A 12757-nucleotide genomic window follows, 5' to 3' on the forward strand; every position below is an offset into this window, starting at 1 on the left:
ATTGCGTTATGAAAATAGAAACATACATCCTATGAAAAAGTTGCTTTATTCCTTGATCATTTTATTCTTTATGATGTCTTGTGAAGACGATAAAGGTGATCCAATTTACACAGGTAACCAGCTAGAATACAATCTTTTTCAAGCATCAGATTTCAATTATTCAGGTAAGCTATTAGTCAAAGAAGCTTTTGGAGGTGAACTGATCTTGGAAATTGAGCTTAAAGGAGATAAAGACAGTGAAGCTTACTTTTTTCCTGCACATTTGCATTTTGGTTCTTATGATACAGTGGATGCTCCGATGGCTTTTATTTTAGAGCCCGTTGATATCCGAACTTTAAAAAGCAGTACTGTTTTAGGAACTCTTTCCAATGGTGAAACACTGACATTTGAAGCATTTAAAAATTTTGATGGTCATATTAAAGTCCATTTAGCAGAAAGTGGACCAGATTATTTGGTGATTCTTGCAGTCGGAAATATTGGGGCGAATGCTGATGAAAATGCAGCGTTTGACAAAGATGAAATTTCGATTTGTTTGCCAAGTTTTTAAGTAACAAACGGTGATTAGGTTAAATAGAAAAGCCCTGTCTGAAAGGGCTTTTTTATATTAAAAATTCTAAACACCATCTTCATCCATCACCTCAGGAGCTAGTAATCTTTTCATTCTGGAAGAGATTTCTGTAATTTCATCGTGCATCACCTGCTGAAAAAGTTTATGCTCTTCTGGTGAAAATTCCTTCATGGGATTATGAATATGATATTTTCGTTGTACTTCATCATCATGTGAATGCTCAAATCCTGGAACTTCACTGATATCCTTGTCCCAAATTTTAAGCTCTTCTTTTATCTCCACATAGTCGAAATTCGCTTCTTTCAATTGCTTCTCAACTTCTAGGAGTTCTTCACGAATATCGAGCGAACTTTGAAGTGTTTCATTTGCTGAGATCAAGTTCTCGTCGGAAGTCTCTTCATGTTCATGAGAAGATTTACTGTTGCATGAAAACAGTATAAAAGCGGAGAGAAATGAATATTGAATAAGCTTAAACATATTTTGTTTCGGGTTGATTTATAAGTCAAATATATAAAAAAAGACTGCGCTAGTAAATAGGCAGTCTTTTTAATTAGTATAGATGTGTTTTTAATTAGTTGACAAAAACTGGGAACATAATATCTAAATCCGTTTCTCCACCTGCATTTACAAAATCAACGAAGTTTGGATTATTTGCACCATTAAATGCCTTATTAAGATCATGTCTTAAGACCAACCTAAACATAGCATTGTTTACGATTGGAGCTTCAGCTACTCTAATAAATCCTCTTAGTCCAATAGGATTTCCATTACCATCCGCATCATCGTAGACGTAAGTAAGGATAGGAGTATCAACAAAAGCAGAACCTAAAAAATAAAATTGATGCTCATCATCTTCCTCTACGATTTCTTCTGTGATATCTTCGTTTTCAATACTATTGAACAATTCGATTTCAACAAGATACCTTGTACCGGCAGTTAAATTGATTGTACCAATTGTAGGACTTCCACCAACTTCAAGACCTTCACTATCAATTGCAGTTACTTCAAAGGTAGAAGCTAAAGCCACACCTGCTTCATCTACTTCTGTAAATTTCAAAGTGACGTCTGTAATCAACTCTTCTTCATTTTCTAAAGTAGGATCTTCGCTATTGCAAGCCGCATTGAATCCAAGGATGGCGACAAAAAAGAAAGCTTTGAATGTGGTTTTGATTGTGCTGTTAATTTTCATTGTTTTTACTGTTAAATATTAATAATTGGTTAAAATTCGTAATTGAGTTTGAGTAGGATATTCCTGCCCATTTCGTGTGTAAAGTATCTAAATCTATTCATGTAGTCTTTGTAAGAAGTATTGAATAAATTATTGACATGTAGACCTACGTTAAGTTTGTTTTTCTCAGTTTTTATGGGCGTTTGGATACCCATGTTCCATAAACTATATCCCTCAGGCGCTGATGCAAAATCGAAATCAGGTTCTCTATTCTGTTGTGCAACAATCAGATTAGAAATAAATATTTTTGAAAACGAGTTGCTTTTTCCTTGAAGGAATTTATAAGAAATGCCAGTTTCTAATCTGTCTGCCGGAATAAATGGTAGATAATTATTGTCTGTAAGGTTTTTTGCCCTGACAATGGAACCTCTTGAAAATACCTCAAAGTGAGAGTTGATTTCATAAATTGAACTCAAGTCAATACCCCATAGAAAGGCATCAGTTTGTTGATATTCAAAAACATTGAAGCTACCTCTCAATGATACAAACTGCTGTTCTGTTGGATTGAGATAAATGTAATTATTAATTCTATTGGCATATCCGGTCAATTCAACATTCAGTTTATTTCCATTATAACTTAATGTATTGATCCATTTATAAGATTGCTCACTCACGAAATCTGGATTTCCAATTTCAATTGCTGCGACGCCGTGGTGCAATCCTTGACTGAATTGTTCATTGATATTTGGAGGTCTCCAAGCTGTTCCAAAATTTGTATTAAAATTCAATGTTCTGCTCAAAGCATAAACACCACCAAGAAAGGCTGAGAAATTTTTGAATGTAAAATTTCGCTCCTCTAATTCACTGTTATTGAATCGTGCTGCTTCTACATATCTGTAATCATAGCGCAAACCACCCTCAATTTCTAGTGGACCACTTGTATATTTCTCTATAGCATACACTCCAGCATTGACCATGTCATAATTGGGAATAAGCGGTACCACGCCTGTTCCTGGTATATTTGAATTTGCTTGTTGAATCAAGTTCAAACCAACCGAACCATTCCAGTTTTTTCTTGTCACGTGAGTAAAACTGAAATCAAGTGTATTAGTAAAAAGCTCCAAATCCAGTGATGGTCGTGTATTTGCCTCGCCTCTTCTTCGATCAAATTCCTGTCTTTGGTTTCGCTGAAACCCATATTGGAGGTTCAATTTTGCACCATTATTTAAATGATAATGGCTCTTTAGCTTCAACAGCTGATGTGCAACGACTTGCTTAGGATTGTTTATTTCATAAGTAAATTCTGACTCAGAAAATGGTCTTCCATTCTGAATGATTGCTTCTAAATCACTTAAATTACCCGTATGCGCATCTCTTAAAATTCCGATGGTAGTTTGGTAGTGACTGAAATACAGCTCGGTTCCCAATTTCTGAGTACTGTAACCCAATGCTCCGGAGAAGTTCAATTCTCTCACACCTGTATTACCTTGGATATATTCAGGTGCTTGAATATTTCCTTGATATTTTGAAGATCCTTGGACTCTATATCCTAGTCCTTTAATTTTTTCTGAGCCTCCTGAAAAAGATGCCGCACCATTAATTCCTCTTCCATTGGTGGAGCCAATTAAATCAATTTCACCACTTTGCTCTGCTTTCACTGGAAGGGGAGAAGGATTTACAATGATGATTCCACCCATAGCTTCTGGCCCAAATCGAACCGTTTCTGCACCTTTTACCACTGCTATTTCTTTTGCAATAAACGGATCCAATTCAGGTGCATGTTCTGAACCCCACTGTTGCCCTTCCAGACGAATTCCATTATTCAGAATCATAATTCTATTGCTATGCAATCCATGAATAACTGGTTTGGAGATATTTGATCCAGAGGAATAGGTATTGACTCCCGGAATTCTTCTTAATGAGTTTCCTAAGCTTTCACCTCTTGCATATTTGAGTTCTTCACCTCTAAGTGAATTTACTGAGGTGGTTGTAATGATGGCGTCTTGATGGCCATGAATTTCTACACCTTCCAGGTTGATATCCTCGGCATGAAGTCTAAATGTGAAATTTGAATTTGCCTTAATTTCTATTTTTTCGACAACATCAGCATGCCCTAAGTAAGATATTTTTAATTCATAAAAACCCGGACAAAGATTATTGATTCTGAAATTACCATTTACATCAGAAATTGCACCTTTTTCTAATTCTTTGATCCAAATGTATGCAGCCTCAATGGGTTCGTTATTTTCTTCGTGTAGGATCTTTCCTCTAATTGTTATAACACAATCTTCCTGCTGCGAATACACCAACTGATTGAATAGAAGAAATAGAAATAATAGCGAAGTTTTCATAAATGTAACAGTGTTGCAAAAATACTAAGATGAATTAAAAAACACTAATTAAATGAAACAAAGTTGCATTTAATTTATCGTAAAAAATAAAAAAATGAGTTACATGAAATTGTGATAAAATGCCAGAAACAGAATTAAAAAATCTCTTATTTGATAGAATATAAATTTTAAAGTGGAATTAGAATAAAAAAGTAAAGCATTATTTTGTTTAATTAATTTTTTTGATTTGATTACGCCGTTCAAAATATAGTTTGGACAAAATTATAAACTATAACCCTTAATTAATTATGTTAAAAAGATTCTACAGATTTATTGGGAAAAGTACTGGTTCAGCAGTATTAGCTTTGGCAGTTGTTGCAATTTCTTGTCAGGACAATATTGAACAGCCTTTATTAGAAAATGACTTTGAATTACTCGAAAGTCAACGAGGAACAATCATTCCCGGAAGCTACATTGTAGTTTTAAATCCAAGTTCTATTAATTTCAGAAAAGATGGCAGTTATGCTGAAGTAAATGCTTTTGCAAGGAAAAATGCAGAATCTCTTTTAATGAAGTATAAAATTTCATCTGATAAATTAGAATATGCATTTGGATCTGCGCTTGATGGTTTTGCAGTTAAACTATCGGATTCTGAATTTTCTGCTTTGTCCCAAGATCCATCTATTGCTTACATCGAAGCAGACCAGATTGTAACTATTTCACAGGGTAGACCTGGAGGAGGAAATGGAGGAGGGGGAGGAAGTACATCTCCATCTCAAACCATTCCTTATGGAATTACTAGAGTAGGAGGTGGCCAGACTTTCACAGGCTCTAAAAAAGCATGGGTAATTGATACAGGAATACAAATGAATCACCCTGACCTAAACGTAGATCAAACCATTGGTTTTTCTGCTTTTACAAAAGGTAAGGATGCAAGTCTTGATGATGGAAATGGCCATGGTACTCACGTAGCAGGTACAATTGCAGCGATCAATAATGATATTGGAGTAGTAGGTGTAGCTGCTGGTGCTGTTGTTGTTTCAATTAAAGTATTGGATTCTAGAGGTTCTGGCTCAAATGCTGGAGTAATAGCAGGCGTAGATTACGTTGCTGCAAATGCAAGTAGTGGTGATGTTGCTAATATGAGTTTAGGAGGTGGAGCTTCCACAGCTTTGGATAATGCTGTTTTAGCTGCGGCTAACAATGGAATTAAATTTGTGGTTGCGGCAGGTAACTCCGGAGCTAATGCGAACAACTTTTCTCCAGCCAGAGTTAATGGTCCGAATATCTTCACGATTTCTGCGATGAACAATACCGATACTTGGGCATCATTCTCAAACTTTGGAAATCCTCCAGTTGATTATTGTGCACCTGGTGTAGGTATCAATTCTACTTGGATCAGCAGTGGATATAGAGCTATCAGTGGCACATCTATGGCAGCACCTCATGCTGCTGGAGTTTTGATGTGGGGAAATCCAAGTACTGACGGATTTGTGAAAAATGATCCTGATGGAAATCCAGATCCAATTATTGTAAGATAAAATTCAAATGATCTATTTATAAATCTAAAAGCCTGATCTATCTGGATCGGGCTTTTATTTTGATAATTTTTTGAGCTGGTGCAGAATATCCTCAAGACCATTTAGTCTAATCTCGTAAAGTGTATAAAGCCACATTCCCAATTTACCTTCAGGAAAACCTTGTCCATGCATCCAAACCAAATAATGTTCAGGGATATCACAAAGCAATTTTCCTTTATATTTTCCAAACGGCATCCGCTTGGTCACTAAATCCATCAAAATCTCTTTATCCATAAAGTAAAAATAGAAGAACTTTTTCAAAAAGCACTTTACTGTGCTTTTTCAGATTAATGATTATCTTAGGTGTCTTAACAAAGAGACTATGAAAACACTATTTTATTCTTTTCTAATGCTGTTATATTTTGTTCCGCAAGTTGACGCTCAAGACATTAAAGGAAGTTGGAAGGGAGATTTGAAAGTGATGGGACAAAGTCTTCCATTAATTGTCCATTTTGAAGAGCAGAATGGAGAATGGACGGGGAAAATGGATAGTCCTAATCAGAATGCGATGGGAATACCCATGAAAAAAGTCCTTGCCAACGAATTGATGGTAAGTTTTGAGATGAGCATGGGAAATGCATCTTATGAAGGTGTGCTTACTAATGATGAAATCAAAGGTAATTTTTCTCAAGGAGGAATGAAGTTTCCGCTAGATTTTACACGAGCAAATCCTGAGGACATTCAGAAAAAAGAAATGCCCAAAAGACCTCAAACTCCAAAGGAGCCATTCAATTATGATATTGAGGAAGTGAGTTTCGAAAATAAAAGTGACAATATCACATTGATGGGTACATTGACGAAACCAAAAGGAGGAGGAAAATTCCCTGCTGTAGTTTTGATCACAGGTTCGGGACCCCATACGAGAGATCATGAAATATTGGGCCATAAACCTTTTTGGGTTATAGCAGATTATCTTACAGAAAATGGAATAGTTGTTCTCCGCTATGATGAAAGAGGAATTGGGGAGTCATCAGGAGACTTTAACAGTGCAACTACTTTTGATTTAAAAAATGATGTTGTTTCAGCAATTAAATTTTTAAAAAATCATCCTTCTGTGGATTTGGGGAAAATAGGAGTGATTGGACATAGCGAGGGTGGATTGATTTCATGGATGTTGGGTTCGGAAGAAAATGATTTAAGTTTTTTAGTTTCTCTTGCTGGGCCAGTTGTGCCTATCAAGGAGTTAATGACGAAGCAAACTGAGGAAATTACTAGAGTTTCAGGAGCACCTGAGGCTGTTGTGAAAGCTTCTGTCAATAGAAATAGGGATATTTATCAAGCTGTTATTGATAGTCAGTCCGATGAAGAATGGAAAGGAGCTTTGGGGCCAATCTTTGAAGCAAATCTTAAAGAGATGAATGTACCAGAGAATATGTGGCCGAGTCAAATGACTTCTCTTCGCAATGCTTATGAAAGTCAATTGACTCCTTGGATGGTGAATTTCCTAAAAATGAATCCAGAAATTTATATCAATGATATAGATATTCCAGTGTTTGCAGCTTTCGGAACCAAAGATTTGCAAGTTGCAGCAGTTCAGAATGGAAATAGATTGACTAAGATGTTCGAAGATAAATCTAATTTATTGACGCTTAAAGTTTATAATAATCTAAACCATCTTTTTCAAACCGCTCAAGCAGGTGGGGTCGATGAATATGGAAAAATTGAAGAAACTTTCAATGAAAAAGTACTTTCTGATATTGTCGAATTTATTAAAAAGCAATAACCTCTATTGGATTTTAAAGTAAATAAAGTTGAAATAGGGTAGATATAAAGTAGAAATAAAATAGAAATAAGATAGATAAAAAGTAAAAATAAAACATCAAGTGAAAATCATAATATGATTATCCGCTACTTTGCCAGTAGGGTTGAATTGAAGCAATAATTAACCTGTCAAATAGTCTTTCACCAAAATATCTTCTGTTGAGTTTATAGCAAAACTCGTCAAGATAATTCTGAAGCTTTTTTTCAGATACCATTTTGTATTTTGTGAGACTACTTTTAAGATTACTTATTGCTGTATGAGCCCATTTGAGGTTGAATTTGCCTTCTTTTGAACTGGAGATTTCCTTCACATGGACGTCAATGAAATCTTCAAAATTTGAAAAGGTGGTACTTTCATCTGTCTGTAGCACAGCATTTGGATCAATTAGACCCTTGATTAGTTTCTCTGCAGTTTTGGCTTTCAAGTTATCTATCTTGTTCATTTTGAAGTATCTACAGCTTTTATTAAGCTCTCCATTTGTGAAATCTTCCAAAACAGTTGACTCAGCCAGTACTTCAACTATTGCTTTTTGCTGGGTTCCTCTTCCTCTTTTGGATTTCTTCTTCTTTGATGATGTGGCTTTTGTTACATAAGCTTCATCATACTCAATCATGTCTTCAAGCCTGTACTCATCGTCTCTTTTGCCCATAACCACTCTTATCTTATGACATAAGTCAAAAACTGTCTGATAACGAGTAAAACCCATCTGACGTTGAAGTTCTAGGGCACTGAAACCTTGCTTGGTTGCACTGATGAAAGTGATTGCTAATAACCAGTCCCTAAGGAAAAGATTACTATTTTCCATCACTGTACCACTTTTAAGACTGGTTCTGAAACAACACCGTTTGCATTGAAAGATGTTTTTAGAATGAAGCCAATAATGATCAATACCCTTACATTTCTTGCAGATAACGCCTTCTTTAATCCGCTTGGACTTGAAATATTCTATGCATGATTTTTCATCAGGGAATCTTTCATTAAACATTAATATATTCATGATCAGAACCTTTTGTTATGATCACAAGTACCAAATCTAAACAGTACAAATCAAATTAGTGTCACAGACTGTCAATATTAAATTTGGCTACTGGCATAATTCCGTATATACATAAATCATAAATAGCTAAATTTTAAATGGACTATATGAAAATAAAAAAATGGACCCAGCTAGGTCCATTTTTACTTTTGTTCGAATAGTTTTTTGCATGTAAATATTTCGCTCTCCCTTATCAATACCCAACAGCCGTATCATCACCTCTAGGATCAGCTCCACCTTCCAACTTTCCGTCTTTTAATACCAAAATTGCATCTACTTTTCCGATGATAGGTGAAGGAGATTCATTGATCAAATAGCCTTTTGCTTTGAGCTTTTCCAAGGTTTCTTGGGTAAATACTTCTTTTTCAAATCTGATCTCATCAGGCAGCCACTGATGATGAAATCTAGCTGCATTAACGGCTTCTTGCATACCCATTTCAAATTCGATGACATTGAGAATCGTCTGAACCACAGAAGTCATAATGGTCGATCCTCCAGGTGTTCCCACAATCATTAATAGCTGCCCATCTTTCTCAACCAAAGTAGGTGTCATGGAGCTAAGCATTCTCTTTCCTGGCTCAATTTTATTCGCCTCGGCTCCAATCAGCCCAAACATATTGGGAACGCCGGCTTTTGCGGAGAAATCGTCCATCTCGTTGTTCAAGAAAAAACCCAAATCATCACAAAACAACTTTGAGCCAAATGCACCATTAAGCGTAGTTGTGATTGCCAGAGCATTTCCAAATTGATCTAATATAGAGTAGTGTGTAGTCTCGTCGCTTTCCTGAAATTGAATGCTTCCCTGAGCAACTTCAGAGGAAAGCGTTGCTTTTTCCTTGGTAAAAGTTGACATACGAGATTTCAGATAGGCTTTATCCAACATTTGAGCAACCGGAACTTCCACAAAATCAGGATCTCCTAAGTAGTAATTTCTATCTGCATAAGCTCTTCGCTCAGCTTCTACCAACACTTGGATATATTCTGGTGAATTGTGCTCCATTGATTTCAGATCAAACTCTTCAATCATGCCGAATATCTGTGCAATCGTGACACCTCCGCTGCTCGGAGGTGCCATAGAGATGATTTTATGACCTCTGTAATCGAAGACAATTGGTTCTCTCCATTGTGCTTCATAAGAAGCTAAATCTTCCATGGTGATGATTCCGCCTTTTTCTTGAAGAAATTTAACCAATCTCTCTGCAGTTTCACCTTTATAGAATTCATCCCTACCATTTTTAGCGATTCTTCTCAAGGTCTCAGCTAAAGCAGGGTATTTGATCGTATCACCTACATTAAACTCTTGGGCAAAAAGGGAGTTTTCTCCACTAACTTCAGCAATAACATTTCTATTGCCTCTAAGGCCTGAAGCTTGATTCTCAGTTACCACGGCACCTTTTTCTGCAAATCGAATGACAGGTTCCAATATTTCTTCCAAAGAAAGTGTCCCAAACTTTCTATGAACTTCCAGAATACCGGCAATTGTTCCGGGAACACCAACAGCTAATGCTCCCGTGGTACTTAATCTTGGGATTACTTCACCATTTTCATCTAAATACATATCTCTTGTTGCTGCTATAGGTGCTTTTTCTCGATAATCAATAGAACCGATGCTTCCATCTGCCATTCTATAAATCATGAAACCACCGCCGCCAAGATTTCCTGCAAAAGGAAATGCGATAGCCAGGGAAAGTTCTGTAGCAACCATCGCATCAAAAGCATTCCCTCCTTTCTGAAGGATAGAAAGCCCAATCTCTGAGGCTTCTTTTCTTGCAGATACGACCATTGCCTTTTCTGCAATTAATCCTCTTACAACTTTTCTTTCTACAGGTTTATTACAAGAAGAAACAAAAAGGAATACAAGAATAGAAATACTATAAATAGACCTGATATTCATTTTAATCTAGTAGCGTTGAGTTGAATAACTTCAAAATACGCTTGTATTCATCAGTCCAACTGCTTGGTTCCACAAAACCGTGATCTTCTACAGGATAAACAGCCATTTCCCAATTGTCTTTTTCTAATTCAATTAGCCTTTGCGCCAGTCGGACAACATCTTGGAAATGAACATTCGTGTCAATCATACCGTGGGCAATCAATAAATTTCCTTTTAATCCTTCAGCGAAATAAATTGGAGAAGAACGTTTGTATGCGATAGGATCATTGAAAGGTTCGTTGAGAATATTGGATGTGTAACCATGGTTATAATGTGCCCAATCTGTTACAGAACGTAATGCTGCACCTGATTTGAATGTTTCGGATTCATTGAAAAGAGCCATCAAGGTGATGAAACCTCCGTAGCTTCCTCCATAAAGACCAACTCTCTTTGGGTCTACGCCATGTTGCGCTGCTAAATATTTGGCTCCATCTACATGGTCAGATAAGTCTTTTCCACCCATATGTCGATAGATTCCTGTCCTCCAATCTCTACCATATCCAGCTGAACCTCTATAATCAATATCCAAAACGGTATAACCCAAATCGGTTAAAAGATTATGGAACATGTATTCTCTAAAGTAACTTGACCACCATTTGTGGACGTTTTGAAGGTAACCGGCACCATGAACAAAGATGACAGCAGCACCATTGTTTTTCTCGGGACTTGGCTTGTATAATCTTGCAGGAACAGAAGCCCCGTCTTGTGCTGTGAAATTAACCAACTCAGGATCTTTCCAGTTGTAAGCTTTAAATTCCTCGCTTTGACCTGAAGTCAACTGTTTTGATTCTGCTTTAGCATTATTTGGTTTTAGGAATAATTCCCAAGGCTTGTTGCTGTAGGAATAAAGTATTGCGATATGCTTTTCATCAGGAGAAAGACTGACATCATTATTGCCAGTCATACTGGTTAATTTCTCCATTTTTCCTCCCATCAAAGGCATTTTATAAAAGTGTCTTTCACCAGGATGAACTTCTGAAGTGGTTAGATACCAAGATTTTTGATCCTTGGAAATAAACGGGCTAAAAACTTCATATTTTCCACTTGTCAAAGCTTTTTTGCTTCCAGTTGTCACATCTAAAAGATAGAGATGTGAGTATCCACTTTCTTCTGACTGAAAATAAATGTGCTTGTTATCCGGTAACCAACCTAAGGTTCCTCCTCCATAAGCAGAACCAACACCAGGACCTGCCACCCAGGCTTCATCTCTTTGTCTATCCAGCACTTTAAGTTGAGCAGTATTCAAATCCAATTGCGCTATCCATCTGTCTTTGTTGTCCGAAGATCTGATATTGACAATTGCAAGACTTCCATCATTTGAGAAAATAGGAGAGGAGATAGTAACATTTCTATCCTTTGCTTCCCATGTTTTCTCTGGATAATCTTTTGTATAATCAGGTAAATCTTGAATCCCCGGAAGTTTACTGACATCAATTAAAGTAACTTTTTCGTTTTCGATATCATAAAGTGCCAATTCAACTTTTGTATCAGCGTCACCAACTTTAGATCTTGTATTGATGTCAGTGGTATAGCCAGAAACATGCGTATAGTCAGGCACAACTGTTCTTTTATTCTCAGCTCTTGTTATCAAATTAAAAGTAGCGAATTTTTCATCTGGGCTTAATTGAAGTGAAGAAGCTGACTTTTCGCCTAGATAATATGCAAAAGGTTCCGCTTCAGCAGTGGCTTCTCTATAGGCTCTAGAACTCTCTCTTTTTTCCTCTCGCTCCTTTACTACTTGAAGCAATTCAAGATTTTCTTTCCTTAGAGAGGTTTCTCTATCATCAATTTTAAACCCTTCTCTACTGATTCTCTTGTTTCCAGAATTGATGTTGGTGACTCTATTGATTTTACCACTTTGGATATCAAGAACGTATAAATTGCCACTTGATTCAAAAGAAATTCTGTTTTCATTGGCTAAAAATCGTGGTGTACCGATTCTATCACCCCAATTCAGGAGCGAAGTTTTCTTCCCAGAAGAGACTTCATAAAGTATTATTTCTCCATTTCTAACAAACACTTTCTTGGTTTGTGCCAGATTGCTGTTGGCAAAAGAAGGAATAAATGAACGCTGCTCTTCTAAGGTTACTTTCTCGATTTGACCGACCTTACCAACAGCTATTTTATATAAAGAATCTGATGGATTTCCTTCTGGATTATAATTGAAAAGGATGTGTTTTCCTTGTTCATCCCATCTAACATTGGAAGGAAAGTTTCCTATCCATTTGGGGTCCTTCATTATTTTTTCTACGCTCAGTTCACTTTGCGCAAATCCAATACTGAATAAAAAGAAGAAAATAAATACAACTGAAGTAATCTTTCTCATGTGCTTATATTTTTTTTTCAATTATAAGCATTCAAAAGGAAAAAATTGGTAAAA

At 36.4% G+C, this 12757-nt stretch carries 10 protein-coding genes; 3 read left to right on the forward strand and 7 right to left on the reverse strand.

Translation table 11 applies throughout. The annotated features are described in order from the left end of the window. Positions 1-31 precede the first annotated feature (31 nt). Complete coding sequence (locus IEV57_RS13995) at positions 32-547, forward strand: hypothetical protein (protein ID WP_188443669.1); 516 nt, start codon at positions 32-34, stop codon at positions 545-547. 66 nt (positions 548-613) lie between these two features. On the opposite strand, the gene IEV57_RS14000 is transcribed toward IEV57_RS13995, so the two are convergent. From IEV57_RS14000 to IEV57_RS14010, 3 genes are all read right to left on the reverse strand, one after another. After that, positions 614-1045, reverse strand: a complete 432-nt coding sequence (locus IEV57_RS14000; RefSeq protein WP_188443670.1) for a hypothetical protein — start codon at positions 1043-1045, stop codon at positions 614-616. Between the two features lie 94 nt (positions 1046-1139). Beyond that, positions 1140-1757: a hypothetical protein gene (locus IEV57_RS14005; protein WP_188443671.1), complete on the reverse strand. Its 618-nt coding sequence runs from the start codon at positions 1755-1757 to the stop codon at positions 1140-1142. Positions 1758-1786: 29 nt separating this feature from the next. Then, positions 1787-4087 carry a TonB-dependent receptor gene (locus IEV57_RS14010; RefSeq protein ID WP_188443672.1) on the reverse strand — a complete coding sequence of 767 codons (2301 nt, stop codon included), beginning with the start codon at positions 4085-4087 and terminating at the stop codon, positions 1787-1789. Between the two features lie 287 nt (positions 4088-4374). On the opposite strand from IEV57_RS14010, the gene IEV57_RS14015 reads away from it, so the two are divergent. Then, entirely contained in the window at positions 4375-5607 is a 1233-nt protein-coding gene (locus IEV57_RS14015; protein WP_229744488.1) for a S8 family serine peptidase, read from the forward strand. A 54-nt stretch (positions 5608-5661) separates the two neighbouring features. On the opposite strand, the gene IEV57_RS14020 is transcribed toward IEV57_RS14015, so the two are convergent. Further along, a complete protein-coding gene (locus tag IEV57_RS14020) occupies positions 5662-5880 on the reverse strand; it encodes a DUF3820 family protein (RefSeq protein WP_188443673.1) in 219 nt (72 codons plus the stop codon). An 88-nt stretch (positions 5881-5968) separates the two neighbouring features. Here IEV57_RS14020 and IEV57_RS14025 point away from each other — a divergent pair, with 88 nt between their 5' ends. After that, positions 5969-7369: an alpha/beta hydrolase gene (locus IEV57_RS14025; protein WP_188443674.1), complete on the forward strand. Its 1401-nt coding sequence runs from the start codon at positions 5969-5971 to the stop codon at positions 7367-7369. A gap of 118 nt (positions 7370-7487) precedes the next feature. On the opposite strand, the gene IEV57_RS14030 is transcribed toward IEV57_RS14025, so the two are convergent. The 3 genes from IEV57_RS14030 to IEV57_RS14040 form a co-directional block, all read right to left on the reverse strand. Next, on the reverse strand, positions 7488-8405 hold the full coding sequence (locus IEV57_RS14030; RefSeq protein WP_188443675.1) for an IS1595 family transposase: 918 nt from the start codon (positions 8403-8405) through the stop codon (positions 7488-7490). A gap of 232 nt (positions 8406-8637) precedes the next feature. Beyond that, entirely contained in the window at positions 8638-10338 is a 1701-nt protein-coding gene (gene ggt, locus IEV57_RS14035; RefSeq protein ID WP_188443676.1) for a gamma-glutamyltransferase, read from the reverse strand. Between the two features lies 1 nt (position 10339). Further along, positions 10340-12703: a S9 family peptidase gene (locus tag IEV57_RS14040; RefSeq protein ID WP_188443677.1), complete on the reverse strand. Its 2364-nt coding sequence runs from the start codon at positions 12701-12703 to the stop codon at positions 10340-10342. Positions 12704-12757 lie beyond the last annotated feature (54 nt).

The organism is Belliella aquatica (assembly GCF_014637795.1).
Taxonomy (GTDB): Bacteria; Bacteroidota; Bacteroidia; order Cytophagales; family Cyclobacteriaceae; genus Belliella; species Belliella aquatica.